Source organism: Nocardia sp. NPDC051833, from assembly GCF_040681225.1.
Lineage (GTDB): Bacteria > Actinomycetota > Actinomycetes > Mycobacteriales > Mycobacteriaceae > Nocardia.
On the sequence record NZ_JBFAYK010000006.1, the window covers coordinates 25062 to 50463 of the forward strand.

Genomic DNA, 25402 nt, shown 5'->3' on the forward strand with positions numbered 1-25402 from the left:
CCGGTGACGACCACGGCGGTGGTGCTGGCGGGTGTCGCGATCGTGCTGGTCGTCGCGTGGCTGGTGTGGCGGCGGACGCAGCGGGTGGTGACCACGCCCGCGCAACGGGCGGTGCATCAGGCCCTGCACACCGCGTCGCTGGCGGCGGTGCCGTTGCGGCGGGGGTTGACCGAGGAGGCGGCCCGGGAGGCGGCGCCGCATCTGCGGGCGCTGGCCGGGGCCGAGGCGCTGGGGGTGATGGACGCCGACGCGACGCTGCTGGCGTGGGACGGGCCGCACGCGGGGATGGCCGCAGTGTTCGACGAAGCGGCGCGGCGGGCGATCGCCGAGGAGCGGGCGGTGCTGGTCAGCGGGGACGAGCATTCGCTCATCGCGCAGCCGCTGCTGATCGACACGGGGGCGGCGGTGGGGGCGCTCGGGATGGTGACCACCGGGAAGCCGGGGCCCGGGATGCTCGGGGCGGCGGGCGAGGTGGCCCGGTACGCGTGCGGGCAGCTCGAGCTGGCCGAGCTGGACGCCTCGCGGGCCCGGGTCGATCGGGCCGAATTGCGGGCGCTGCGGGCGCAGATCAGTCCGCATTTCATCTACAACGCGCTCAATACGATCGCGTCGTTCGTGCGGACCGATCCGGATCGGGCCCGGGAGCTCATTCTCGAATTCGCCGACTTCACCCGCTACTCCTTCCGTGCCGCGGGCGAATTCACCGTCCTCGCCGACGAACTGCGCAATATCGAGCGCTATCTGGCCCTCGAACAGGCCCGCTTCGGCGACGCCCTGGAGGTCCGCCTGCGGATCGCGCCGGAGGTGCTCGGCGTGGTGCTGCCGTTCCTGGCGCTGCAACCCCTGGTGGAGAACGCGGTGCGGCACGGGCTCGGCGGCGGCGGGCGCGGCGGCCAACTCAGCATCGTCGCCACCGACGCCGGGACCGACTGCCTGATCAGCGTCGAGGACGACGGCATCGGCATGGACCCCGACCTCCTGCGCTCCGGCGCCTTGGACGCCGTCGACACCGACACCGGCCCCGCCCGCACCGGCGAAGCCGCCCACGTCGGCCTCGCCAACGTCGACGACCGCCTCCGCGCCGCCTTCGGCAACGACTACGGCCTGGTCGTGGAAACCGCCCCCGGCGCGGGCACCAAAGTCAGCATGCGCGTCCCGAAATTCCGCCCGGGCATCCACGCCTGACCGCCCCCGAACGACATCGCTCACGGGCGCACGCTCCCCTACCCGGCGCCGCCGAGGGTTCCGGCGGAGTTCGGCGACTCGCCCGGTTACCATGGACAGGTTGTGACCTGGAACACCGATGAGAACTCGACCGCACTGCGGGTGCTCGCTGTCGATGACGAGAAGCCGGCGCTCGACGAGTTGGTGTATCTGCTGAGTACGCAGGTGGGGGTCGGGGAGATTCATCGGGCGGGGGAGGCTACCGGGGCGCTGCGGTTGTTGCGGGCGCATCCGATCGACGCGGTGTTCCTGGATATCGATATGCCGGGGCTCACGGGGATGGAGCTGGCGGGGATTCTGTCGGAGTTCGCCGAGCCGCCCGCGGTGGTGTTCGTGACGGCGCACGACGATCACGCGGTGGCGGCGTTCGATCTGGGGGCGGTGGATTATCTGCTCAAGCCGTTGCGGGGGGCGCGGCTGGCCGAGGCGGTGCGGCGGATCGTGGCGGCCCGGGTGCCGGTGCCCACGGCGGCGCCGCCGGAACCCGCGCATCCGAGCGAGGTGATCCCGGTCGAGCTGGGCGGGGTGACCACGCTGGTGAACCGGGCCGATGTCGCGTGGGTCGAGGCCGACGGTGACTACGCGCGGCTGCACACCGGCACGGGCTCGCATCTGGTGCGGATTCCGCTCTCGGCGCTCGAAGCCCGGTGGGAGGACGCGGGATTCCTGCGCGTGCACCGGTCGTACCTGGTGGCCTTGCGGCTGGTCACCGGGATGCGCAGCACCGGAACGGGGACCGTGGTCTGTCTGCGGGCCGAGGGCGCGGGCGGCGCAGTGGAACTGCCGGTGAGCAGGCGCCAGGTGCGCGAACTCAAGCAGCGGCTGGTGCACGGGCCGCGGCAGAACTGGTCCCAGCGGTGACGGGTCCGCAGCGGCCGCCCAGGGAACGGGTGGTGCTGGCGCAGCGGCGAGGTGCCCGCCAGATCCGCACCCGGACCGAGGTGGTGGAGCAGACCGATCTCGGTGCGGCGCTCATCGGGGGCCTGATCCGGGCGCAACTGGGGTTGGCCCTGCGCCTGAGCCTGGTCGTGGTCGCGGTGTTCGGCTCGCTGCCCGTGCTGTTCGGGATCGACGCGATCGCCGCGACGACCGTCCTCGGTATCCGGCTGCCCTGGATCGTGCTCGGCGCGCTGGCGTTCCCCGCGCTGTATGCGGTGGGCCGCCTCTACGTGCGGCTGGCGCAGCGCAACGAGGACGACTTCCTCGAACTGGCCGGGGACTGACGCGTGCGGACCACGAGGCGACACCGATGACACCGGACAGTCCGGCGCTCACCATCGCGGCCCTCCTGCTGGCCGCGCTCGCCACCATCGGGATCGGCTTCTACGGAGTCCGGCTCTCGCGCACCACCTCCGACTTCCTGGTCGCCTCGCGCACGGTGGGTTCGCGGTGGAATGCCGCCGCGATCTCGGGCGAATACCTGTCGGCCGCTTCGTTTCTCGGCGTCGCGGGCCTGATCGCCAAGTACGGCGCCGACGCGCTCTGGTATCCGGTGGGTTTCACCGCGGGATATCTCGGCCTGCTGATGTTCGTCGCCGCTCCCCTGCGCCGCTCCGGCGCCTACACCGTCCCGGACTTCGCGGAGTTCCGGCTCGGGTCGATCCGGTTGCGGCGCATGGCCGCCGGGCTGGTCGTCGTGGTCTGCGCGGTGTATCTGATTCCCCAGTTCCAGGGTGCGGGGCTGACCCTGCACCTGCTGCTCGGGGCCCCGCCGTGGGTGGGGGCCGTCGCGGTCGGAGCGATCGTGCTGGCGAATGTGATCGGCGGCGGTATGCGGTCGGTGACCCTGGTGCAGGCGTTCCAGTACTGGCTGAAGCTGACGGCGGTGGCGGTGCCCGCCCTGGTGCTCGGTCTGCACTTCCTGGCCGACGAACGGCCGGTCGGCACCCCCGCGCCACCGACGGTAGACCAGCGCACCACCGTCGACATCTCGACCGATGTGGTGGTGCACCTGGATGTGTCGCAGCAGGTGCGCGTCACCGGCACCCTCGACGGCCGGGCCGAGGACGGGCCGGTCCTGCTCACCCCCGGCGACCACACCCTGACCGAGGGCTCCGAGCTGATCCTGGAGCCGGGCTCGGCGGTGCCGGTGGTCGCCGGCGCGCCCGCCGACGGCGCGAGCTGGGTGGCGCCGGGCGGTGGGTTCGGTGGCGAACATCCGCAGTACCAGGTGTTCTCGCTGATCGTGGCGACCTTCCTCGGCACCATGGGCCTGCCGCATGTGCTGGTCCGCTTCTACACCAATCGGGACGGTCCGTCGGCCCGCCGGACGGCGCTGACGGTGATCGGGCTGGTCGGGGTCTTCTACCTGTTCCCGATCCTGCTCGGCGTCTTCGCCCGCCTGTACGTGCCGCAATTGCTGATCACCGGCGCCTCCGACGCCGCGGTGGTCCTGTTGCCGGGCGCGGTGCTCGGCGGACTCGGCGGGCAGCTGCTGGCGGCGCTCGCGGCGGCGGGGGCGATCGCGGCGTTCCTGTCGACCTCGTCGGGGCTGCTGGTCAGCCTCGCCGGCGTGCTCAGCACCGATGTGCTGCGCGGGCGGATCCGGGATTTCCGGGCCGCCGCGCTGGTCGCCGGGCTCGTCCCGCTGACGCTGGCGCTCACCGTCGCCTCGCTCGACCTGTCCCGCACGGTCGCGCTCGCCTTCTCGGTGGCCGCCTCGACCCTGTGTCCGCTGCTGGTACTCGGCATCTGGTGGCGCGGGCTGACCGCGGCGGGCGCGGCGAGCGGGCTGCTCACCGGCGGCATCACCGCGGGTGGCGCGACGGTGCTCGCGGTTCTCGGCGGCGTCTCGCCCGAGCTGGCCGGTGGCTGGCCGTCGGCGATCGTGGACTATCCGGGCGCGGTCAGTGTGCCGCTGGCGTTCGCGGTGACGATCGTGGTCAGCCTGGTGACCCAGGGGCAGGATCAGCGCACGGTCGCGGGGATCTTCCTGCGCCTGCACGCACCGGAACGCCTCGGCATGAGCGCCGACCGCGAGCCGGAAACCGCCGTCGACCGCTGATCTCACCCCGACCGTTCGTCGCGCCACAGCGACCGTTCACCGCACCGGCGGCCACCTTCACCGAGTGACCCACGCCACATCATTACACGCTCATACTCCGCGTTCTACGGTCATCGCACGCACGACACTCCGCACGCTAGGACATCACCGCATGACCGAAACCGACACCGAAGAAGCGCCCGACCGGCGCACGCCGAGTGCCGACGAATGGCTCGCCGTGCAGGCGAGCCCGCAGTTCCAGGATCTGCGCAATCGCCTGCGCCGCTTCGTCTTCCCGATGACCGCGCTGTTCCTGCTGTGGTACCTGAGCTATGTGGTGCTCGGCGCGTATGCGCACGACTTCATGGCCACGAAGGTCTTCGGCAACATCAATGTGGGTCTGCTGCTCGGCCTCGGGCAGTTCGTCTCCACATTCCTCATCACCGGGCTCTACGTCCGTTTCGCCAATCGTGAGCTGGATCCGCGCGCCGCGGCCATTCGCGAATCTCTCGAGGAAGGCCGCGCGTGAACCTCCTTGCCGCGGACACGACGGTGGGTAACCCCGTCGCCAATATCGCCATCTTCGCGCTGTTCGTCGCGGTCACCATGGTCGTGGTGATCCGGGCCAGCCGCAACAACGCCAGTGCCGCCGACTATTTCACCGGCGGCCGTGGCTTCTCCGGTCCGCAGAACGGCATCGCCATCGCCGGTGACTACCTGTCGGCGGCCAGCTTCCTCGGCATCGCGGGCGCGATCGCCGTCTACGGCTACGACGGGTTCCTGTATTCGATCGGCTTCCTCGTCGCCTGGCTGGTCGCGCTGCTGCTGGTGGCCGAGATGCTGCGCAACACCGGCAAATTCACCATGGCCGACGTGCTCAGCTTCCGGTTGAAGGAGGGCCCGGTGCGCACCGCGGCCGCGCTGACCACGCTGACCGTGTCGCTGTTCTATCTGCTGGCGCAGATGGCGGGCGCGGGTGGCCTGGTCGCGCTGCTGCTCGACATCTCCAGCCGCGCCGGTCAATCGGTCGTGATCGCGATCGTCGGCGTGCTGATGATCGTCTACGTGCTGGTCGGTGGCATGAAGGGCACCACCTGGGTGCAGATCATCAAGGCAGTGCTGCTGATCGCGGGCGCCGCGCTGATGACGGTGCTGGTGCTGGCCAAGTTCGGCTTCAACTTCTCCGACATCCTCGGCGCCGCCCAGGAATCGGTGAGCGAGTCGACCAACAAGGCCGTCGCCGCGCGCGATGTGCTCGCGCCCGGCGCCCAGTACGGCGGCAGCGACACCTCGAAGCTGAACTTCCTGTCACTGGGTCTGGCGCTGGTGCTGGGCACCGCGGGTCTGCCGCACGTGCTGATGCGCTTCTACACGGTCCCGACCGCGAAAGAGGCGCGGCGCTCGGTGGTCTGGGCGATCAGCCTGATCGGCGCGTTCTACCTGTTCACCCTGGTGCTCGGGTACGGCGCGGCGGCCATCGTCGGCCCGGACAAGATCCTCGCCGCGGCGGGTGGCCAGAACTCGGCGGCGCCGCTGCTGGCGTTCGAGCTCGGCGGTGTCATCCTGCTCGGCGTGATCTCGGCGGTCGCGTTCGCGACGATCCTGGCCGTGGTCGCCGGTCTGACGATCACCGCGTCGGCCTCGTTCGCCCACGACATCTACGCCAGCGTGATCAAGAAGGGCAATGTCGACGAGCGCAAGCAGGTGCGGGTCTCGCGGATCACCGCCGTGGTGATCGGCGTGCTCGCGATCGGGCTCGGCATCCTCGCCAACGGCCAGAACATCGCGTTCCTGGTGGCGCTGGCGTTCGCGGTGGCGGCGGCGGCGAACCTACCGACGATCCTGTACTCGCTGTTCTGGAAGCGCTTCAACACCACCGGCGCGCTGTGGTCGATGTACGGCGGCCTGATCTCGACCATCGTGCTCATCGTGTTCTCCCCGGCGGTGTCGGGCACCAAGACCTCGATGATCACCGGGACCGATTTCCACTGGTTCCCGTTGTCCAACCCCGGCATCGTGTCCATTCCGCTGGCCTTCGTACTCGGCATCGTCGGCACCTACGCCGGTGGCCGCGGCGAGCAGGTCGACACCGCCAAGGCCGCGGAGATGGAAGTCCGGGCACTGACCGGCGTCGGTGCGGAGAAGGCGATCTCGCACTGACGTTGCCCCAGCCCGTGCCGGTGCCCTCCCACCACCGGCACGGGCTTCACCCCTGTTCGTTCGAAGGAGATTTCTTGTGACCGGTGCAGTCACCGACCCCACCCGGCCCGACCACGCGACCAGCTACCCGCCCGCCGCGGAGTTCGTCGCGCAGGCGAATGCCGATGCCTCGCTCGCCGAGCGGGCCACCATCGATCGTGCCGGTTTCTGGGCCGAGCAGGCGAACCGGCTGCACTGGCACACGCCCTTCACCCAGGTACTGGACTGGAGCGACGCCCCGGTCGCGCGCTGGTTCGCCGACGGCGAGCTCAATGTCGCCTACAACTGCGTCGACCGCCACGTCATCGACGGACACGGCGACCAGGTCGCCATCCACTGGGAAGGCGAACCCGGCGACTCACGCGACATCACCTATCGCGAACTGCTCGAGGAAGTCTCGCGCGCCGCCAACGCGTTCACCGCGCTCGGGCTGGTGGCGGGCGATCGCGTCGCGATCTACATGCCGATGGTGCCCGAGGCGATCGTCTCGATGCTGGCCTGCGCGCGCCTGGGGCTCACCCATTCGGTGGTGTTCGCCGGGTTCTCGCCGACGGCCCTGCGGCAGCGCGTCGACGACGCGCAGGCGCGCCTGATCGTGACGACTGACGGGCAGTGGCGGCGCGGCAAGCCCGCCCCGCTGAAGTCGGCGGTGGACGAGGCCCTCGGCGACGAGCCGACCTCGGTCGAGCACGTGCTGGTGGTGCGGCGCACCGGGCTGGACGTGCCGTGGACGCCGGTGCGCGACCTGTGGTGGGACGAAACCGTCTCGCTCGCTTCGCCCTCCCACGAAGCCCAGCCCTTCCCCGCCGAACACCCCCTGTTCATCCTCTACACCTCCGGCACCACCGGAAAACCCAAAGGCATCCTGCACACCACCGGCGGCTACCTCACCCAAGCCGCCTACACCCACCACAACGTCTTCGACCACAAAGCAGGCCAGGACGTCTACTGGTGCACCGCCGACATCGGCTGGGTCACCGGACACAGCTACATCGTCTACGGACCCCTCGCCAACCGCGCCACCCAGGTCGTCTACGAAGGCACCCCCAACTCCCCCAACGAACACCGCCACTTCGACATCATCGAGAAGTACGGCGTCACCATCTACTACACCGCCCCCACCCTCATCCGCACCTTCATGAAATGGGGACGCGAGATCCCCGACGCCCACAATCTGTCCACCCTGCGCCTGCTCGGCTCGGTCGGTGAACCGATCAACCCCGAAGCCTGGCGCTGGTACCGCGACGTCATCGGCGCGAACAAGACCCCCATCGTCGACACCTGGTGGCAGACCGAAACCGGCGCCATCATGATCTCCCCCCTGCCCGGCGTCACCGACACCAAGCCCGGCGCGGCCACCGCACCGCTGCCCGGTATCTCGGCGAAGGTCGTCGACGACGACGGCACCCCGCTGGGCAACGACGCCTCGGGCTTGCTCGTGCTGGATCAGCCGTGGCCGTCGATGCTGCGCGGCATCTGGAACGACATGGATCGGTTCCGTGAAACCTATTGGCAGCGTTTCGCTTCCGAGGGCTGGTACTTCGCCGGTGACGGCGCCAAGCTCGATGCCGACGGCGACCTGTGGATCCTCGGCCGGGTCGACGACGTGATGAACGTGTCCGGCCACCGGATCTCCACCGCCGAGGTCGAGTCCGCGCTCGTCGGGCACCCGGCCGTGGCCGAGGCCGCCGTCGTCGGCGCCAGCGACGCGACCACGGGCCAGGGCATCGTCGCCTTCGTCATCCTCACCGGGTCGGCCGAGCGCACCGACGCGCTGGTCACCGAGCTCAAGGCCGCCGTCTCGCTGGAGATCAGCCCGATCGCCCGGCCGCGCGAGATCCACCTCGTCCCCGAACTGCCCAAGACCCGCAGCGGCAAGATCATGCGACGGCTGCTGCGTGACGTGGCCGAGGGCCGCGAACTCGGTGACACGTCCACGCTGGTCGACCCGACCGTGTTCGAAGCGATCGCGAAGGGATGACCCGGCGATCCGTCGCGCACGCATGTCGGAGGGGCACGGTGTCCGTGACAGCGGGCATGCTGTGAGGGTGGAGATCCCTATGTTCCCGCTGGGCGCGGTCCTGCTGCCCGGCGAGCCGCTGTCGTTGCAGATCTTCGAGCCGCGCTATGTCGCGCTGGTCGAGGACTGCCTCGACGGCAGGCGGGAGCCGGAGTTCGGTGTGGTCCTGATCGCGCGGGGGCACGAGGTCGGTGGCGGTGAGGTTCGTACCGATCTCGGCGTCTTGGCCCGGATCACCGATGTCGTCGAGCTGTCGGGCTCACGGTTCCGGTTGCGCTGCGCGGGCACCGAACGGATCCGGGTCGACGAGTGGCTCCCCGACGCGCCCTACCCGCGCGCCGAGGTGACGGCGTGGCCCGACGAGATCGGCGCCGACGACAGCGAACTGCTGGCCGACCTGCGCAAACGCGCCGATCGGCTGCACACGCTCACCGCGCAGCTCGCGCGCCGCTCCGGGATCCGGCGGCCACCGCCGTCGGCGTCGCTGGAGGACCTCTCCGACGACCCGACGGTGCGCTCCTACGAGCTGGCCGCGCGCCTGCCGATCGGGCCGACCGACCGGCAGGCGGCGCTGTCGGCGCCCGACCCGTACACCCGGCTGGAGAATCTCATCGTCGCGGTCGACGACGCGATCGCGATGATGGAGTTCCGCCTGCAGTGACGGCGCTCAGCCGACGGTGATCGCGACCTTCGCCCTGGCGTGCTCGGTCTCCAGGTAGTGGATGGCGGCGGGGACCTCGTCGAGGGGGTACGCCCGGTCGATGATCGGCCGTACCCGGCCCGCGTCGATCAGGGCACGGAGTTCGTCGAGCGCCGCGCTGCTCTGCTTCGCCGTCGGCACCCGGACGGTGGGGCGCACGAACGGGCGGCTGAGCTGGGCGCGGGCCATGAGCCCGAGCGGACCGAAAAGGCTGCCGCCGGTGTAGTTTCCGCCACCGGACAGCACCAGGGTGCCGGTCGGCTCGACCAGGCGCAGCAGCTCGCGCAGACCCCGGCTGCCCGCCAGATCGAGGACGGTGTCGTAGCGGCCGGTCACCGTGTCGCGGGTGTAGTCGACGACCCGGGCGGCGCCGAGCCCGCGGATCAGCTCGACATTGCGGGTGCTGCACACCCCGGTGACCTCGGCGCCCGCGGCGAGCGCGAGCTGCACGGCGAAGGTGCCGACCCCACCGGACGCCCCGATGATCAGCACCCGCTCCCCCGCTGTCACATGCCGCAGGCAGGTCAGCGCGGTGTTGGCGGCCAGCGGCACGGCCGCCGCCTCCGCGAAGCTCAGCCCCGCGGGTTTGCGACCCACCACCGACCGGTCCACCGCCAGGTACTCGGCGAACGCGCCGCTGGTCGACTCGCCGTACACCTCGTCACCCGGCCGTAGATCCGTCACCCCGGCGCCGACTGCCTCGACGGTCCCCGCGAAGTCGCCGCCGTGGATCGGCCGCGCGGGACCGCGCCGCCCGAACACCGACCGGTCCACCCACCGCACGATCTTCGGATCGCCCCGCATGATGTGCCAGTCCCGCGCGTTCACCGACGCCCCGCGTACCCGCACCAGCACCTGCCCGTCCCCCGCCACGGGCCGCTCGACCTCCGCGACCTCCAGCATCGCCGAAGATCCGTATACCTGCTGCACGATCGCCTTCACGTGCGTGACAGTAGGCCCGTGCCGGTCCCACCCACATCGGGGAAGTCCCCGAGAAATGGTCCCGGATCATCCGCCGGGAGTTCGAACCGGGGACCCGCCGATCCCGTTGAACCGATAAGGAGCGGTCGGACCGCCCGGCCACCGCCTACGTCGCTAGTTCCGATCGGAGTTCCACGATGACCAGTAACGAGATACAGCTCGACCGCAGGACCGTAGTCGTCGGCGCGGGGGTGCTCGCCGCGGCCGCGACCGTGGCCGCCTGCGCGGGCAAGGACGAGAGTGCGCCCGCGGCGGCGCAGGCCCCCGTCGGCGGGCCGACGGGGGCGTTGGCGAAGACCGCCGATGTGCCGGTGGGGGGTGGGGTGATCGTCGGGGACACGGTGATCACCCAGCCGTCGGCGGGGACCTTCGTCGGATTGTCCTCGACGTGCACGCACGCGGGCTGCCGGGTCGGCTCGGTCGCCGACGGCTCGATCAACTGCCCGTGCCACGGGAGCCGGTTCGGCCTCGACGGCAGCGTCACCGCGGGTCCTGCCACGGCGCCGCTGCCGGCGAAACCGGTACGGGTGGAGGGTGATTCGATCGTGCCCGCCTGAGGCCGCGATCAGCCCGCCGCGTTCATCATCTCGTCCATGCGGCGCTGCATCTCTTCCGGCGTGACGTCTTCGATGTGGGTCGCCACCGTCCAGCGGTGGCCCCACGGGTCCTCGAAGGAGCCGCTGCGGTCGCCGTAGAACTGGTCGGTCATGGGGTTGATCTCGGTGGCGCCCGCGCCGAGGGCGGCGGCGAACGCGGCGTCGGCATCGGGGACGTAGACCATCAGGTTGACCGGCGAACCACCGACCTCTTTCGGATCGGGGAACCCGATCTCCGGCGCCGGGTCGCCGACCATGAGAACAGAGTCGCCGACGAGGAGTTCACAGTGCGCGACGGTGCCGTCCGGACCTGGCATGCGCATGCGCTCGGTGGCGCCGAACACGGCGATGTAGAAATCGATCGCGGCACCGGCGCCCGCACACGAGATGCCAGGACAGATACGCGGATAACCAGCGGGAAACGGGGAAACATCAGACATCGGATACCTCCGGGTCGAGGTTGATGCTCGGACCGTTCAGAGCCTATTCCCCTCCACTCGCCGGGGAAAGGTCATCCGGTGAACGGTCTTCCGGCAGGCCCGAAAGACTGGTAGAACTTGTTTCAGTTTTGTTGTCTGATCCGGAGGGCCGGAACATGCGCTACGGGCTCGTGTTGTTCACCAGTGACCGGGGCATCACGCCCGCCGACGCCGCGCTGGCGGCCGAGAACGCGGGCTTCGACGCGTTCTACGTCCCCGAGCACACCCATATCCCGGTGGTGCGGGCCGCGGCACATCCGCAGACCGGAGACTCCTCACTGCCCGACGACCGCTACCTGCGCACCCTCGATCCGTGGGTCGCGCTGGCGACGGCGGCCGCGGTGACCGAGCGGATCACCCTGTCGACGGCGGTCGCGCTGCCCGCCGAGCACCATCCGATCACCCTCGCCAAGACCATCGCCTCGCTCGATCATCTGGCCGGCGGCCGGGTCGAGCTCGGCGTCGGATTCGGCTGGAACACCGACGAACTCGCCCACCACGGCGTCCCGCCCAAGAAGCGGCGCACCGTGCTGCGCGAGCACCTCGACGCGATGCGCACGATCTGGTCGCAGGAGGAAGCCGAGTTCGAGGGCGAATTCGTGCGGTTCGGGCCGAGCTGGTCGTGGCCGAAGCCGACCAGCCCGACGATCCCGGTCCTGCTCGGCGCCGGCGGCACCGAGAAGTCCTTCGGCTGGCTGGCCCAGCACGCCGACGGCTGGATCACCACCCCGACCGAGGGCGACCTCGGTGAGAAGATCGCGCTGCTGCACCGGGTCTGGCGGGAGGCGGGCCGCGAGGGCACGCCACGCGTGATCGCGCTGGCCGGCCGCTACGACGCCGCTCAGCTCGCGCAGTGGGAAGAACTCGGCGTCACCGAGGTGGTCTTCGGGATGCCGGACCGCTCCGCCGACGAGGTGCGCGGCTACATCGCCCATCTCGGCGGCAAGATCGCGCCGCCGGTGCCCGCCGCCAGCTGAGGCGCCTCAGCCGCGCAGCTTGCGCACCTGCGCGGCGGTGAGGTCGGCGAGCACCCCCGGGTCCACGGTCTCCGGCGCGGTGACCACGACCTGGACCAGGGTGTTGCCGACCTGCACCAGGGCCGTCGCGGAGGTGAGCGTCAAGCCTTCGCTGGTGGCGGTCAGGGTGAAGGCCGAGCTCGCGTCACCCGCGGGCGGCTGGCTGAGGGCGGTGGTGCGGTAGTCGATGTGCACGCCCGCGTCGTCGCCGGTGTAGGCGGCGCAGCGCCGCGGCTGCGCCTGTACCGCGTCGAAGGCGGCCGCCAGCGCGGCATCGGGGTAGCTCGCGGCATCGATATCGATCGTGGCGTAGCTCGGCCCGGCGAACTGGACCGACGCGGCCGCCGACGAGCCGGGCCGCTGCTCGGCGATCGAGCTGAGCAGCCGGCCGCAGTCCGGCGGATCGGTGGGCGCCGCGGGCGGCACGGCCGGGCCGTCGTCGCCGGTGCGCGGCGGGACCACACTGAAGTCGCCGGGCAGATCCGGTGCCGCCAGCAGCCCGGCCGCGAGCTGGGCGGGATCGCGCATCACCGTGCCGCTGCCCGGCGCCGCCGTGGCGGCCGCGGGGAAGGAACCGGCGGGCTCGTCGTCGGAACCACAACCGACGACACCGGCGAGCGCGGCGCAGGCCGACGCGGCCGCGCTCGCGCGCAGCAGGGTCGACCGCATCATTCGGTCCAGGAGACGCGCGTCGACTGGGTCTGCACGAGGGTGCTCACGCTGCGCGCGTCGCGGTAGATCTGCTGACCGCCGACATCGATGGCCCCCGAGACCGGCAGCGGGAGGCCGAGATCGACGGTGATCGTGCCGGTGCCCTCCATGACGTAGCCCTCGATCTCGAGCGAGCCCGCGTTGTTGGGCAGCATCCACACCTTCTCGGTCGGGGTCTGGGTCACCTGCAGGTCGATGGTGAGCCGGTCGCCGTCGCGGCTGGTCAGGGTGGCGGTGGTGATCTGGTCGAGGGTGACGCCGCCGGTGATCTCCTGGTGCACCGTCCATACCGCACCCACGCCGACCGGCGCGTCGGGGAACGCGATCGAGCGGTACACGGCCTGGTAGAAGGCCTGTTCCAGGGCGGCGCGCGCCGTGTTGGGGGTATCCGGCGACGGCGCGAGGCGCAGTTCGGTGATCGCGCCGAGGTCGCTCATCTCCAGGCCCGCGTGCGAACCGTCGGCGGTGGTGAACGCCTTGTTCAGGACCGGGTCCGGCGTGGTGACGGTGCCGACGGTGACGTCGACCCCGTCGGTGCCGGCGCGGGCGGTCATCGGGATGGTCAGCGCGGCCGGCGAGAAGTCGCGGGCGGGCTGATCGTTGACCTGCTGCTGGATCCGGTAGTCGGTGCACAGCGTCACCTCCTGCGTGGTGCCCGCCGGGTAGCGGGGACGCAGCAGATCGCGCGGCTCGTCGCCGGCCGAGACCAGGGTGGTGACGGCGGCCGTGATCGGCACCGTCACTTCCTTACCGATGCCGAGCGGCTCGGTGCCCTCGACATCGGCGGGCGATGCCGACCGGTCGGCGCACCCCGCGCCGAAGGTCGCGAACCCGAGCACGAGCGCCACGAGTAACACCCCGGGACGCGCGATGCGGGGTAAGCGAGAACTAGACAACACCGTCACAGCCATCAGGGTACGACCGCTTCCTGAGTAACAGCTGGGACTCCCGGGCACCGCGGCGCAGCGCGGATCGCCACTAGGGAATGATGGTCGCGTGAGTGAAGACCGGCCATCCGACAACGCTGCCGTTCCCGAGACGGGCGACGACTCGGCGGCACCGGCCCCCGACGCCGCGCCCGAGCCCACCGGAACGGACAAACCCGCTGGTCGCCGCCGGTTGACGACGCTGCTGATCATCGCCGTCGTGCTGTTCGGCCTCGACCTGCTGACCAAGTGCCTCGCCGTGGCCTTCATCGATCCCGGCGAATCGGTGCCGATCATCGGCGATTTCGCGCGGTTCACCCTGGTGCGCAACCCGGGCGCGGCGTTCTCGATGGCGACCGGCATGACCTGGCTCCTGACCCTGATCGCCGCGGCCGTGGTGATCGGCGTCATCCGGATCGGGCGCACGCTGCGCTCGCTGTGGTGGGCGATCGGCCTGGGCATGGTGCTCGGCGGCGCGCTGGGCAATCTGGTCGACCGGATCTTCCGCTACCCCGGCCCGCTGCAGGGCCATGTCGTCGACTTCGTCGCCGTCGGCTGGTGGCCGGTGTTCAACGTCGCCGACTCGGCCATCGTCTGCGGCGCGATCCTGCTCGTCGCACTCACCGTGTTCGGGTTCGAGCCGGACGGCACCCGCAGCGGTCGCAAGCACCCAGAGGAGACCGCGTGAGGGAAACCAGGACGATGCCCGTTCCCGACGGGCTGGACGGGATGCGGGTCGACGCGGGCCTGTCCCGGCTGCTCGGGTTGTCGCGGACCGCGGTCGCCGCGCTGGCCGAGGAGGGCTCGGTGCAGCTCGACGGCGTCGCCGCGGGCAAGTCGGACCGGCTGACCGCGGGCGCGTGGCTGGAAGTGGTGTTCCCCGAACCGAAGCGCGAGCTGACGGTGGAGGCCACCCCGGTGGAGGGGATGAAGATCCTCTACGCCGACGACGACATCGTCGCGGTGGACAAGCCGATCGGCGTCGCCGCGCACACCGGTGTCGGCTGGACCGGCCCGACCGTGGTCGGCGGCCTGGCCGCGATGGGCTACCGGATCTCCACCTCGGGCGCGCACGAGCGGCAGGGCATCGTGCATCGCCTGGATGTCGGCACCTCGGGCGTGATGGTGGTCGCCCAGTCCGAACACGCCTACACGATGCTCAAGCGCGCCTTCAAGCAGCGCACGGTGGACAAGCAATACCATGCGCTGGTGCAGGGACATCCCGATCCGAGCAGCGGCACCATCGACGCGCCGATCGGGCGGGCGCGCGGCAACGACTGGAAGTTCGCGGTCACCGGCGACGGCAGGCCCAGTGTCACCCACTACGACACGATCGAAGCCTTCCAGTCGGCCAGCCTGCTCGATGTCCACCTGGAGACCGGCCGCACCCACCAGATCCGGGTGCACTTCTCGGCCGTCCGCCACCCCTGCGCCGGTGACCTGACCTACGGCGCCGACCCGACCCTGGCCAAGCGCCTCGGGCTGGAACGGCAGTGGCTGCACGCGCGTCAGCTCGGTTTCCACCATCCCGCCGACGGTCGCTGGCTGGAGATCACCAGCGAGTACCCCGACGACCTGGCGGGCGCACTGGACGTACTGCGCAATGCCTGACGACCCGCGGTCGTCCGAACCGGTGCCGGACCCGGCACCGGACGACCGCGGGAGCGCCGGGGATCGCCGCGTAGCGGGGCGGACGGCGCTGTTCGTCGCCGCGGCCGTGGTGCTGGCTGTGGTCGTCGTCGTGCTCGGCATCCTCAATCCCCGCCCGCCGATGGGCGTGACGACCGATCGGCTCGGTCCCGCCCAGGGCGAGCAGGTCGAGGACTATCTGCGCGAGGCGCGCGCCTCGCTCGACGGCGCCGACACCGATCCGCACTGGGCGCTGGTGTCGTTCACCGACTACCTGACCGCGCAACAGATCCCGGCCGCCGCCGACGGCCTGCGGGTCGCGGGTGTGATCCAGCACGTCCCGATCGACCGGGTCCAGACTCCGGTGATCACCGTCGCGACCCCGGCCGGTGACGAACCGGCCGTGCGCTCCGCCGACGCGGCGGCGGGACTGGTGGCCGCCCAGCGGTTCCGGGATCAGCGCAGTGCCGATATCGCCCGGGTCACCGAGGCCAGGTTGCGCGCGGGCTGCGCGTGCACGGCCGGGCTGGTCGTGCGCGGTACCCTCCCCCAATTGCGGGAGCTGGCAACGCGACCCGGTGTCCGCGCGGTGCAGGCGCTGCCCGCCGACGCGATCGCGGGCCGCTTCGCGGTGGCTCCGCTGCTGCCGGAGTCGACCGGGGTGATCGCGCCGACGCCCGACGACGGCCCGGTCCCCGCCGAGTAGCCCGAACCGGTCGGCGACAGGCGCCACCGGCCAGCGGGGTCACGCCGCGACGGCGGCGTGACCGATGGTGATGTTGCCGTACATGTTCCGGGCGAAGACGCGCACCGCGTGCTCGCTCTGCGTGGGGACCGCGGCGATGTCGTTGGCGACCGAGCCGCAGGCCGCGAAGGTCTCCAGGTGCGCGGCGGTACCGGCCCGGACACCCACCACCAGCTCGCCCATCGACGTCTCCAGCTGGAACACCCCGCGGGCGGCTTCGCCGATCCGGATGTCGCCCTTGGCCGTCTTCGCGGTCACCGACCCGCGCGGGCGCTCGACCGTGATGTCACCGGCGGCCACTTCCAGGTCGCACTCGCCGAGATCGCCCGCGCCGACCAGGCGACCGAGCGCGGTCGAGGCCTTCACTTCGGAACCGGCCGGAACCTCGATGCGCACCTCGACCGAGGACTTGCCGCTGAACGCACCGGAGTACCACTTGCTCTTCGGCGAGCGCACGGTCAGCGCACCCGCGGCGAACTCGACCCGCACCTGCTCGGCGGCGCGGACGTCGCTCTTGCTGGACGGGTCGGCGGGACGGACCTCGACGACGGTGTCGGTGCGGTCGGAGGCGGTGACGACCACGTCACCACACGGCACGTCGACGGTGACGGTGATCGGGTCCGGGGTCTGAAAAGTAGACATGGCGATACTCCTGGGAAGGGGTGGAAGGAACGTGCCGGGCTGACTCCGATGCGGTTCCGCTCCGGCTACGTCCAACTATATGTAGAAGTATACGTATACACAAGGCTGAATCGGAATCGTTCCTGTTTTCGCAGATGAGGCAGGCTTTTCGTGACCGGCCTAGCCCGGACCCGGGATGACCAATCCGGCTTCGTAGGCGGCGATGACGAGCTGTACCCGGTCGCGGGCCAGCAGTTTGGCGAGGATCCGGCTCACGTGGGTCTTCACCGTCAGCGGGCTCACCACCAGGGTCTCGGCGACCTCGGCGTTCGACATCCCCTTGGCGACGAGGATCAGCACATCGAGTTCGCGGTCGGTGAGAGTGCCCAGCGACGGTCGCGGCGCGGGATCGGGCACGGCCCGGACCCGGGCGATGACGGCGGCGGTGGCGCTCGGCGAGAGCAGCGACTCCCCCGCGGCGACCGTGCGGATCGCGGCGAGCAAGGCGGCGGGCCTGGTGTCCTTGATGAGGAATCCGCTGGCGCCCGCGCGCAACGCGGCCAGGACGTTGTCGTCGGTGTCGTAGGTGGTGAGCACCAGCACGCGCACCCCGGCCAGGTCCTCGTCGGCGGCGATCCGGGCGGTGGCGGCGATGCCGTCGAGTTCGGGCATCCGGATGTCCATCACGACCACATCGGCGCGTTCGGACCGGGCCAGCGCGATCGCCTCGGCGCCGGTGGCGGCCTGCCCGACGACGGTCAGGTCCGGTGCCGAGTCGACCAGCAGCGCGAAAGCTTCGCGGACCAGTGCCTGATCGTCGGCGAGCACGACACGGATCATGGTGCGCCCCTGCCGGATTCGACAGCCGCCGAGGACAGCGGCAGGTCCGCGGTCACCGTGCAGCCGGTGGCCGTGCCGTCTACCCGCAAGGTGCCACCGATCGCCTCGGCGCGCTCGGCCATCCCCCTGATCCCGAATCCGGTGGTCGTCGACCGTGTTCCGCGGCCGTTGTCGGCGATGGTGACGATCAGCCGGGTGTCGCGATAGTCCAGGCCGACCCGGACAGCCTGCGCGCCCGAATGTTTTACGACATTCGTCAGCGCCTCACCGATGATCCGGTAGGCGACCAGTTCCACGGTGCGCGACAGAGCCCGGACCCGGCCGGTGCCGGTCGTGGTCACCACGACACCCGCAGCCGCGACCGTGTCGGTGAGCACCGGGAGGTGCTCGAGCGTCGGCAGCGGCGAGCGCGAATCGCCGCCGGGCGCGCGCAAGACACCCACGGTGGCCCGGAGTTCGGCCCTGGCGTCGACGCACGCGTCGGTGATCGTGTCGAGCGCGGCGCCGAGCACGGCCGGGTCGTCGTGCCCCTCGGCGAGCAGGTGCCCGGCGACCCCGGCCTGCACCTGGATGACGGTGATCGTGTGGGCGAGCAGGTCGTGCAGATCGCGGGCGATGCGCAGCCGTTCCTCGGCGACCCGGCGCTCGGCCTCCTCGTCGCGCGACCGCTCGGCGCGTTCGGCGCGGGCCAGTACCTCACCGAGGTAGGCGCGATGCAGCCGGACGGCCTCGCCCGCCACGCACGACACCACGATCCAGCCGGTCGTGCCGAAGGCCTGCAGCGGCAGGTTCTCACCCAGTTCGGGCGAGGCGAGCATGCCGCCGACCCCGAGCAGGACCACCGCCGTGATCACCACGAACGTGCGGCGGCGATTCCCGTCGGCCGCCACGGTGTAGAGCGCGACCATCGTCGACGGGAACGCGGCCTCGTGCGGGTACTCGAGCGTGTGATAGCCGAGCGCGAACAGCACGTGCACGGCCAGCACGATCATCGGCGCCCGGCGCCGGGCGACCAGCGGCACCGTCGTGCCGGCCAGCAGCGCCACCCCGACCACGTCGAGCGGGCGCTGTTCGGCGAACGCCCGCGCGAGGACCAGCTCCCCGACGAACACCGCCGCGGCGAGCGCGCCGTCGGTCCACCATCGCCTGTGCATCGCCGTTCATTGTCCGGCAGCCGCGAGCACCGTGCGTACTCCGCGCGGAGTATCCGCGAGACCGGCCCGTGGGCGGACGATTCGGCGCGGATCCGGCGCGACGCTGCTCGCATGAGATTCCTGTTCCCCTCGAAAGCACGCGCGTGGCTGCTGATCGGGCTGTGGGTCGCGGCGGTACTCGCCCTGTTCCCGCTGGCCGGTTCGCTCGACGCGGCGAAGTCCGACAAAGAAACCGACTATCTCCCGGCGGCGGCGCAATCCACCCTGGCCGAAGAACTCTCGGCGACGCTGCCCGGCGGCACCGAGAACACCTTCCTGGTGGTGTATCACCGGCCAGGCGGGCTCACCGAGGCCGATCGGCAGGCGGCGACCGGCCATTACGCCTCGCTCCGTGCGGAATACGGCAGCACCGCCGGTCCCGAGCAGCCCGTGACCGCCGAGGACGGCGCGGCGGTGATGTATCCGCTCCTGGTGGCGGCGACCCATGGCGAACCAGCCGAGTACCTCGCCGATCTGCGGTCCGTGGTCGCCGAACATCCTGCGGGACTGTCAGTTTCGGTGACCGGTCCCGGCGCTCTCGACGGCGACTTCGAGGGCGCGTTCGACGGGATCGACGAGCGGTTGCTGATCGTCACCGTGCTCGTCGTCACGGTGATCCTGCTGCTGACCTACCGCAGTCCGCTGCTGTGGCTGCTCCCGCTGATCTCGGTGGTGGTGGCGAATGTGGCCGCGATGGCGGCGGTGTACGGGCTGACGCGCGCGTTCGGCATCACCGTCAACGACCAGAGCGCGGCGGTGCTGACCATCCTGGTGTTCGGCGTCGGCACCGATTACGCGCTGCTGATCGTCGCCCGGTATCGCGAAGAGCTGCGCACCACGGCCGAGGTCGGGGCGGCCATGGTCGCGGCGTTGCGGCGCACCGTCCCCGCGATCGCGGCCTCGGCGGCCACGGTGAGCCTGGGCCTGCTGTGCCTGCTGGCGGCGGACATGAACAGCGCGGCGGGCATGGGGCCGGTCGGGGCGGCGGGCATCGTCTGCACGGTCGTGGTGATGGTGACGCTGTTCCCGGCGATCCTGGTGGTGTGCGGGCGGTGGATCTTCTGGCCGCGCATTCCGCGACCGGGCACCGCCGCGCCGACCACCTCGGGGCTGTGGGTCCGGATCGGGACCGCCATCGCCGACAGGCCCGCGATCAGCGCGGTCGCCGCCCTGGCGGTGCTGGGCGGGCTGAGTCTGGGCCTGCTCGGCAACACCGACTCGCTCTCTCGCGCCGACCAATTCGTGAACGCGCCCGAGTCGGTCACCGGCCTGCGGGTGATCGCCGAGCACTTCCCGGCCCGCGCGGGCACCCCGCTGACCATCGTGAGCCCCACCGGATCACGGGACGCGGTCGTGGCGGCGGTCCGCGCCGATCCCGGCATCGCCGAGGTCGAGGACGGGCGCAACGGCGCCGGGATCAGCGAAATCACCGCGCTCCCGCGCGATCTCGCCGGCACCCCGGCCGAGACCGCGACCATCGACCGGCTGCGCGGTGCCCTCGCCACGACCGCGCCCGGCACCGTCGTCGGCGGGCCGAGCGCGGCGAACCTGGACACCGCCGAGGCCTCGGCGCACGACCGCAGGGTCGTCATCCCGCTCGTGCTGCTGGTGGTCACGGTGGTGCTCGCGGTGCTGCTGCGCGCGCTGGTCGCGCCGATCGGGTTGGTGCTCACCGTGGTGGCGTCCTTCGCGGCGGCGCTGGGGGCGAGCGTGTTGGTGTTCGAGCACGTCTTCGGATTCCACGGCCTGGATTCCGGATTGGTGCTGATGGCGTTCCTGTTCCTGGTCGCGCTCGGCGTCGACTACAACATCTTCCTGGTCAGCCGGGCGCGCGAGGAAGCGGCGGACGTGGGAACCAAGGCGGGCATGCTGCGCAGTCTCAGCGTCACCGGCGGGGTCATCACCTCGGCGGGCATCGTGCTGGCCGCCACCTTCGCCGTACTCACCACGCTGCCGGTGGTCTCGCTGGCGCAGCTGGGCTTCACGGTCGCGTTCGGGGTCCTGCTCGACACGCTGCTCGTGCGCACGGTGCTGGTCCCGGCGCTGACCTTCCTCGCGGGTGATCGGGTGTGGTGGCCGCTGGGCAGGCCGACCCGATCGGAGCTACGGGAGGATCGCCGGGAGCCGGTGGCGGACAGCCTGTCCCGGGTCACCTAGCGGCACCAGCGCGGTACGACGGCGCCCGTCCCGGCCGGAGGGGCGCCGCTCGTGTGCGTGAGATGCGGCGCGCGACCAGGCTCAGTCGGGCAGGGTGACCACACCGTCGAGGTAGCGGCGGCAGCGTCCGAGCAGCAGCACCCGGTCGTCGGCGAGCTCGGCGCGCAGCGTGCCGCCCCGCCGGGACAGCTGACGGGCGGTCAGCGTCGTGCGGCCGAGCTCGCGGCTCCACAGCGGGACCAGCTGGGCGTGCGCCGAACCGGTGACGGGGTCCTCCGGGATGCCGACACCGGGGGCGAACAGGCGCGAGACGACATCGGTGGCGGTGCCGGGCGCGGTGATGATCGCGCCACGGGCCAGGGCCGGAAAGGCACCGAGATTCGGTGCGGCGGAGCGGACTTCGTCCTCGGAGGCCAGGACGATCACCTCGTCCTGGCCGGTGAAGGCGCGGACCGGGGTGACGCCGAGCGCGGCGACCAGGGCCGGATCGGGGTCGACCCGCACCGAGGCGAGCGCGGGCAGATCCAGGACGTACTCGTCGTCATCGGTGCGGTCGACGTGCAGCCAGCCCGAGCGGGTGTAGAAGCTGACCCGATCGTGCTCGGGGTGCAGGTCCTCGATGATCTGGGTGGCCGAGGCCAGCGTGGCGTGCCCGCACATGTCCACCTCGACCGCCGGGGTGAACCAGCGCAGGTGGAACGCGGGCCATTCGCCGGGCGGGCCGCCGGCGTCCGGGGGTAACTCGGAGGTGTAGAACGCCGTCTCGGCGAGGTTGTTCTCCTCGGCCAGCTGTTGCAGCAGCGCGTCCGGCAGCCAGCGGGGCAGCGGCATGACCGCGGCCGGGTTGCCCGAGAACGGTGCGTCGGCGAACGCGTCGATCTGGTGCAGCAATACCTCCATAGTGCGCAAAGGTACTCCAACACCGAATGTGCGTCCGGCGCAAGGGTTCTCGAGGCAAACCCGGCCTGGTCAGCGCGGTCTCAGGCGCCCTGGGCACCCACCGCGGGCGCGAACTTGCCCGCGTTGCCGGACAGTCGCGCCTGCACCCACCACGCCAGCTCCACCAGCACGATGCCCACCGCGCCGCAGACGAACGCGGCCAGCGTCAGCCGGGGGTTCGACGGGTCGAGCTTGAAGAACTCCCGGGTGAACGGAATCGTGAACAGCGCGATGTAGGCGAGCACCGACACCGCGATCAGCACCACCTTCCACCAGGTGTACGGCCGGGCGACCAGCGCCAGCACCCACACCGCGATCATGATCAGGGTGATCAGCGCGGTGGTGCCCGCCTGGATCTTCTGCGTCTCCGTGGCTTCCGGCCCGGCGTAGGCGATGAGGTAGGCCACGAACGTCGCCACGCCGATCACCACGCCCGAGGGCACCGCCAGGCGCATGACCCGGCCGACGAACCCGGTGCGGGCGCGCTCGTTGTTCGGCGCCAGCGACAGGATGAACGCCGGGATGCCGATGGTGAACCAGGCCGCGATGGTGACGTGGCGCGGCAGGAACGGATAACCGATCGGGTCGTAGCCGAAGATCTGCGAACCGACCCCGGCCAGGCCGACCAGGAACGCCAGCAGCACCGAGTACACGGTCTTGGTGAGGAACAGATTCGAGACCCGCTCGATATTGCCGATCACCCGGCGGCCCTCGCCCACCACATACGGCAGCGTGGCGAACTTGTTGTCCAGCAACACGATCTGGGCCACCGCGCGCGTCGCCGGGCTGCCCGCGCCCATCGCGACGCCGATATCGGCGTCCTTGAGCGCGAGCACGTCGTTGACGCCGTCGCCGGTCATGGCGACGGTGTGCCCGCGCGACTGCAGCGCGCCGACCATGGCGCGCTTCTGATCCGGGCGCACGCGGCCGAAGGTGGTGTCGCGCTCGAGGACGTCGGCGAGTGCGTCGCGGTCCTCGGGCAGCGAGCGCGCGTCGACGGCGTGATCGCCGCCGGGCAGGTCCAGCGAGGAGGCCACCGCGCCGACCGAGACGGCGTTGTCGCCGGAGATCACCTTGATCGAGACGTGCTGGCTCGCGAAGTATTCCAGCGTCCCCTTGGCGTCGGGGCGGACCCGCTGTTCGAGCACGACGAGGGCGGCGGGCTCTACCCGGCCGGGCGCGTCGTCGGCGTCGACCGGGCGATCGGAGCGGGCCAGCAGCAGCACACGCAGGCCCGAGGAGCCGAGGTGTTCGGCCCGCTCGGCGTCGGCGGAGCTGGGATCGAGCAGCACGTCGGGCGCGCCGAGCAGCCAATCACCGTGGGCGCCATAGGAGATGCCGCTCCACTTCTTGGCCGAGGAGAACGGGGCGATGGCGGTCTGCGACCAGTCCGGCGACTCCGGGAAGGCTTCGGCGATGGCCTGCACGCTCGCGTTCGGGCGCGGGTCGTCGCCGGCGAGGGCGGCCAGCACCTGCCGCACCTGGTCCTCATCGAAGGCGCCGAGCGGTTCGATCTGCGACAGCCGCATGCCGTTCTCGGTGAGGGTGCCGGTCTTGTCGGCGCACACCACGTCGACGCGGGCCAGGCCCTCGATCGCGGGCAGTTCCTGCACCAGGCAGTTGCGCTTGCCCAGGCGCACCACGCCCACCGCGAACGCGATGGAGGTCATCAGGACCAGACCCTCGGGCACCATCGGCACCAGCGCCGCGACCATGCCGGTGACGGCGGGCCGCCAGGACTCCTCGCTCGAGACCAGCTGGTTGTAGATGCTCAGCGCCCCGGCCGGGATCAGCAGGTAGGTGATGAACTTGAGGATCTTGTCGATGCCGGAGCGCAGCTCCGAGTGCACCAGGGTGAACTTGCTGGCCTCCTCGGCCAGCTTGGCCGCGTAGGCGTCCTTGCCGACCTTGGTCGCGCGGTAGGCACCCGACCCCGACACCACGAAGCTGCCCGACATCACCGGGGCGCCGACGCCCTTGTCGATCGGGTCGGCCTCGCCGGTGAGCAGCGATTCGTCGACCTCGAGCGCGGCGGCCTCCTCGACCTCGCCGTCGACGACGATCTGGTCGCCCGGGCCCAGCTCGATCAGGTCGTCGAGCACCACCTCGCCCGGCGCGACCTGTTGGGCGACGCCGTCGCGGCGCACCGTCGGCTTGGCCTGGCTGACGATCGCCAGCTGATCCAGCGTCCGTTTTGCCCGGATCTCCTGGATGATGCCGACCGCGCTGTTGGCCACGATGAGCAGGCCGAACATACCGTCGATGATCGAGCCGGTGGACAGCACCAGCAGGAACAGCACACCGAGAATGGCATTGATCCGGGTGAAGACGTTCGCGCGCACGATCTCGCGCACGGACCGGCTCGCTCTGGCCGGGACATCGTTGGTTCGCCCGTCGCGGCGTCGTTCCTCGACCTGTGCTGCGGTGAGCCCGGTCGCCGCGGGCTCCTGCACGGAAATGGACATGCTCGTCAGGCTACGTCAGTCGTAACATGGGATGAATGCAGCGCAGCCCCTCCCCGCCCGGTGTCGTCTTCGGTACCGGCGCCTATCTGATCTGGGGTCTGTTCCCCGCGTTCTTCGGGTTGCTGGCGTTCGCGTCGGCGGCCGAGGTGGTGGCCCAGCGCATCATCTGGACGCTGGTCGTCGTGCTGATCGTGCTGGCGCTGACCGGGCGGCTGCGGGCGATGCGCGGGATCGACGCGCGGACCTGGCGGCTGGCGGCCGCGGCCTCGGCGGCCATCGCGATCAACTGGGGCACCTATGTGTACGGCGTGAATTCCGGGCATGTCGTGGAGTGCGCGCTGGGGTACTTCATCAATCCGCTTGTCACGGTGGCGTTCGGTGTCGTGCTGTTCCGGGAGCGGCTGGCCCGCGCGCAATGGGTGGCGCTGGGACTCGGCGCGCTGGCCGTGGTGGTGCTCACCGTCGACTACGGCAGGCCGCCGGTGATCGCGCTGGTGCTGGCCTGTTCGTTCGCCACCTACGGTCTGGTCAAGAAGGTGATCCCGCTCGACGCGCTGCGCGGCATCGCCGCCGAGGGCATCGTCGCGGTGCCGTTCGCGGTGGCTTTCCTGATCGCGCTGATGGCCACCGGCCGCACCGAATTCACCTCCACCCCCGCCCATTTCGGTCTGATGCTGGCCACCGGACCGGTCACCCTGATCCCGCTGCTGCTGTTCGCGGTCGCCGCCCAGCGGGTCCCGCTGTCGACCATGGGCATCCTCCAGTACCTCACTCCCGCGCTCCAGATGGCCTGGGGCGTGGCCGTCATGCACGAGCCCATGCCCGCCTCCCGGTGGGCCGGCTTCGCCCTCATCTGGGCCGCGCTGGCCGTCTTCACCACCGACGCCCTGCGCCGCGCGCGACGGACGCGCCGCGAGAGCGCGGTCCCCGCGCCCGCCGACGAGGTCACCACGCCCTGACCGGGCCGAATCCGCCGCG

At 71.0% G+C, this 25402-nt stretch carries 24 protein-coding genes; 15 read left to right on the forward strand and 9 right to left on the reverse strand.

From position 1 onward, the window contains the following. Nucleotides 1-3 precede the first annotated feature (3 nt). From AB0L91_RS32035 to AB0L91_RS32070, 8 genes are all read left to right on the forward strand, one after another. On the forward strand, nt 4-1185 hold the full coding sequence (locus tag AB0L91_RS32035) for a histidine kinase (protein ID WP_365016347.1): 1182 nt from the start codon (nt 4-6) through the stop codon (nt 1183-1185). A 102-nt stretch (nt 1186-1287) separates the two neighbouring features. After that, a complete protein-coding gene (locus AB0L91_RS32040) occupies nt 1288-2085 on the forward strand; it encodes a LytTR family DNA-binding domain-containing protein (RefSeq protein ID WP_357349132.1) in 798 nt (265 codons plus the stop codon). Further along, nucleotides 2082-2447 (forward strand): hypothetical protein, encoded by a 366-nt coding sequence (locus AB0L91_RS32045; RefSeq protein ID WP_357349134.1) that lies wholly within the window; start codon nt 2082-2084, stop codon nt 2445-2447. Before AB0L91_RS32040 ends, AB0L91_RS32045 begins: the two co-directional genes overlap by 4 nt. Before the next feature lie 26 nt (nt 2448-2473). Further along, a complete protein-coding gene (locus tag AB0L91_RS32050; protein ID WP_365016350.1) occupies nt 2474-4228 on the forward strand; it encodes a cation acetate symporter in 1755 nt (584 codons plus the stop codon). A gap of 151 nt (nt 4229-4379) precedes the next feature. Beyond that, nucleotides 4380-4736 carry a DUF485 domain-containing protein gene (locus AB0L91_RS32055; RefSeq protein ID WP_355284299.1) on the forward strand — a complete coding sequence of 119 codons (357 nt, stop codon included), beginning with the start codon at nt 4380-4382 and terminating at the stop codon, nt 4734-4736. After that, nucleotides 4733-6367, forward strand: a complete 1635-nt coding sequence (locus AB0L91_RS32060; protein ID WP_365016352.1) for a cation acetate symporter — start codon at nt 4733-4735, stop codon at nt 6365-6367. The genes AB0L91_RS32055 and AB0L91_RS32060 overlap by 4 nt, the downstream gene beginning before the upstream one ends. A 76-nt stretch (nt 6368-6443) precedes the next feature. Next, complete coding sequence (acs, locus tag AB0L91_RS32065; protein WP_365016354.1) at nt 6444-8387, forward strand: acetate--CoA ligase; 1944 nt, start codon at nt 6444-6446, stop codon at nt 8385-8387. Nucleotides 8388-8466: 79 nt separating this feature from the next. Beyond that, on the forward strand, nt 8467-9087 hold the full coding sequence (locus AB0L91_RS32070; protein WP_357349458.1) for an LON peptidase substrate-binding domain-containing protein: 621 nt from the start codon (nt 8467-8469) through the stop codon (nt 9085-9087). Nucleotides 9088-9093: 6 nt separating this feature from the next. Here the strand turns inward: AB0L91_RS32070 and AB0L91_RS32075 are convergent, their stop codons facing one another. Further along, entirely contained in the window at nt 9094-10068 is a 975-nt protein-coding gene (locus AB0L91_RS32075; RefSeq protein ID WP_365016356.1) for an NAD(P)-dependent alcohol dehydrogenase, read from the reverse strand. A 176-nt stretch (nt 10069-10244) separates the two neighbouring features. On the opposite strand from AB0L91_RS32075, the gene AB0L91_RS32080 reads away from it, so the two are divergent. Beyond that, entirely contained in the window at nt 10245-10664 is a 420-nt protein-coding gene (locus tag AB0L91_RS32080) for a Rieske (2Fe-2S) protein (RefSeq protein ID WP_355284308.1), read from the forward strand. A gap of 8 nt (nt 10665-10672) precedes the next feature. On the opposite strand, the gene AB0L91_RS32085 is transcribed toward AB0L91_RS32080, so the two are convergent. After that, complete coding sequence (locus tag AB0L91_RS32085) at nt 10673-11143, reverse strand: VOC family protein (RefSeq protein ID WP_357349144.1); 471 nt, start codon at nt 11141-11143, stop codon at nt 10673-10675. A 155-nt stretch (nt 11144-11298) separates the two neighbouring features. On the opposite strand from AB0L91_RS32085, the gene AB0L91_RS32090 reads away from it, so the two are divergent. Next, complete coding sequence (locus tag AB0L91_RS32090) at nt 11299-12159, forward strand: TIGR03619 family F420-dependent LLM class oxidoreductase (RefSeq protein ID WP_357349146.1); 861 nt, start codon at nt 11299-11301, stop codon at nt 12157-12159. 6 nt (nt 12160-12165) lie between these two features. Here the strand turns inward: AB0L91_RS32090 and AB0L91_RS32095 are convergent, their stop codons facing one another. Beyond that, nucleotides 12166-12870 (reverse strand): hypothetical protein, encoded by a 705-nt coding sequence (locus AB0L91_RS32095; RefSeq protein ID WP_365016357.1) that lies wholly within the window; start codon nt 12868-12870, stop codon nt 12166-12168. Further along, nucleotides 12867-13757, reverse strand: coding sequence for a hypothetical protein (locus AB0L91_RS32100; RefSeq protein WP_355284324.1), 891 nt, complete (start codon nt 13755-13757; stop codon nt 12867-12869). The genes AB0L91_RS32095 and AB0L91_RS32100 overlap by 4 nt, the downstream gene beginning before the upstream one ends. Nucleotides 13758-13905: 148 nt before the next feature. On the opposite strand from AB0L91_RS32100, the gene lspA reads away from it, so the two are divergent. Genes lspA through AB0L91_RS32115 form a run of 3 tightly spaced genes read left to right on the forward strand, consistent with a single transcriptional unit; the run spans nt 13906 to nt 16170 of the window. Next, on the forward strand, nt 13906-14523 hold the full coding sequence (lspA, locus tag AB0L91_RS32105; RefSeq protein WP_357349150.1) for a signal peptidase II: 618 nt from the start codon (nt 13906-13908) through the stop codon (nt 14521-14523). Further along, nucleotides 14520-15446: an RluA family pseudouridine synthase gene (locus tag AB0L91_RS32110; protein WP_357349152.1), complete on the forward strand. Its 927-nt coding sequence runs from the start codon at nt 14520-14522 to the stop codon at nt 15444-15446. Before lspA ends, AB0L91_RS32110 begins: the two co-directional genes overlap by 4 nt. Beyond that, entirely contained in the window at nt 15439-16170 is a 732-nt protein-coding gene (locus tag AB0L91_RS32115; RefSeq protein WP_365016359.1) for a hypothetical protein, read from the forward strand. The genes AB0L91_RS32110 and AB0L91_RS32115 overlap by 8 nt, the downstream gene beginning before the upstream one ends. A gap of 39 nt (nt 16171-16209) precedes the next feature. On the opposite strand, the gene AB0L91_RS32120 is transcribed toward AB0L91_RS32115, so the two are convergent. The 3 genes from AB0L91_RS32120 to AB0L91_RS32130 all read right to left on the reverse strand — a co-directional run bounded on the left by AB0L91_RS32120 (nt 16210) and on the right by AB0L91_RS32130 (nt 18824). After that, the gene (locus tag AB0L91_RS32120) at nt 16210-16851 is read right to left on the reverse strand and encodes a hypothetical protein (RefSeq protein ID WP_365016360.1); all 642 of its coding nucleotides are present in this window, start codon (nt 16849-16851) and stop codon (nt 16210-16212) included. A 159-nt stretch (nt 16852-17010) separates the two neighbouring features. Then, a complete protein-coding gene (locus tag AB0L91_RS32125; protein WP_357349158.1) occupies nt 17011-17670 on the reverse strand; it encodes a response regulator transcription factor in 660 nt (219 codons plus the stop codon). Next, entirely contained in the window at nt 17667-18824 is a 1158-nt protein-coding gene (locus tag AB0L91_RS32130) for a histidine kinase (protein WP_365016362.1), read from the reverse strand. Before AB0L91_RS32130 ends, AB0L91_RS32125 begins: the two co-directional genes overlap by 4 nt. Nucleotides 18825-18935: 111 nt before the next feature. Between AB0L91_RS32130 and AB0L91_RS32135 the strand changes: the two genes are divergently transcribed. Beyond that, nucleotides 18936-21020, forward strand: coding sequence for an MMPL family transporter (locus tag AB0L91_RS32135; RefSeq protein ID WP_365016363.1), 2085 nt, complete (start codon nt 18936-18938; stop codon nt 21018-21020). 81 nt (nt 21021-21101) lie between these two features. On the opposite strand, the gene AB0L91_RS32140 is transcribed toward AB0L91_RS32135, so the two are convergent. Beyond that, nucleotides 21102-21920, reverse strand: coding sequence for a PhzF family phenazine biosynthesis protein (locus tag AB0L91_RS32140; protein ID WP_365016365.1), 819 nt, complete (start codon nt 21918-21920; stop codon nt 21102-21104). A gap of 80 nt (nt 21921-22000) precedes the next feature. Next, the gene (locus AB0L91_RS32145; protein WP_365016367.1) at nt 22001-24424 is read right to left on the reverse strand and encodes an HAD-IC family P-type ATPase; all 2424 of its coding nucleotides are present in this window, start codon (nt 24422-24424) and stop codon (nt 22001-22003) included. A 35-nt stretch (nt 24425-24459) separates the two neighbouring features. Here AB0L91_RS32145 and rarD point away from each other — a divergent pair, with 35 nt between their 5' ends. Further along, nucleotides 24460-25383, forward strand: a complete 924-nt coding sequence (rarD, locus tag AB0L91_RS32150) for an EamA family transporter RarD (protein ID WP_365016369.1) — start codon at nt 24460-24462, stop codon at nt 25381-25383. Nucleotides 25384-25402: the final 19 nt, after the last annotated feature.

What these genes read in the sequence shown, in the direction of transcription:
- AB0L91_RS32050 (WP_365016350.1), top strand. Translation starts at nt 2,474, where the DNA reads ATGACACCGGACAGTCCGGCGCTCACCATCGCGGCCCTCCTGCTGGCC.
- AB0L91_RS32055 (WP_355284299.1), top strand. Translation starts at nt 4,380, where the DNA reads ATGACCGAAACCGACACCGAAGAAGCGCCCGACCGGCGCACGCCGAGT.
- AB0L91_RS32070 (WP_357349458.1), top strand. Translation starts at nt 8,467, where the DNA reads ATGTTCCCGCTGGGCGCGGTCCTGCTGCCCGGCGAGCCGCTGTCGTTG.
- AB0L91_RS32080 (WP_355284308.1), top strand. Translation starts at nt 10,245, where the DNA reads ATGACCAGTAACGAGATACAGCTCGACCGCAGGACCGTAGTCGTCGGC.
- AB0L91_RS32085 (WP_357349144.1), bottom strand. Translation starts at nt 11,143, where the DNA reads ATGTCTGATGTTTCCCCGTTTCCCGCTGGTTATCCGCGTATCTGTCCT.
- AB0L91_RS32090 (WP_357349146.1), top strand. Translation starts at nt 11,299, where the DNA reads ATGCGCTACGGGCTCGTGTTGTTCACCAGTGACCGGGGCATCACGCCC.
- AB0L91_RS32095 (WP_365016357.1), bottom strand. Translation starts at nt 12,870, where the DNA reads ATGATGCGGTCGACCCTGCTGCGCGCGAGCGCGGCCGCGTCGGCCTGC.
- AB0L91_RS32115 (WP_365016359.1), top strand. Translation starts at nt 15,439, where the DNA reads ATGCCTGACGACCCGCGGTCGTCCGAACCGGTGCCGGACCCGGCACCG.
- AB0L91_RS32120 (WP_365016360.1), bottom strand. Translation starts at nt 16,851, where the DNA reads ATGTCTACTTTTCAGACCCCGGACCCGATCACCGTCACCGTCGACGTG.
- AB0L91_RS32125 (WP_357349158.1), bottom strand. Translation starts at nt 17,670, where the DNA reads ATGATCCGTGTCGTGCTCGCCGACGATCAGGCACTGGTCCGCGAAGCT.
- AB0L91_RS32130 (WP_365016362.1), bottom strand. Translation starts at nt 18,824, where the DNA reads ATGCACAGGCGATGGTGGACCGACGGCGCGCTCGCCGCGGCGGTGTTC.
- AB0L91_RS32135 (WP_365016363.1), top strand. Translation starts at nt 18,936, where the DNA reads ATGAGATTCCTGTTCCCCTCGAAAGCACGCGCGTGGCTGCTGATCGGG.
- AB0L91_RS32140 (WP_365016365.1), bottom strand. Translation starts at nt 21,920, where the DNA reads ATGGAGGTATTGCTGCACCAGATCGACGCGTTCGCCGACGCACCGTTC.
- AB0L91_RS32145 (WP_365016367.1), bottom strand. Translation starts at nt 24,424, where the DNA reads ATGTCCATTTCCGTGCAGGAGCCCGCGGCGACCGGGCTCACCGCAGCA.
- rarD (WP_365016369.1), top strand. Translation starts at nt 24,460, where the DNA reads ATGCAGCGCAGCCCCTCCCCGCCCGGTGTCGTCTTCGGTACCGGCGCC.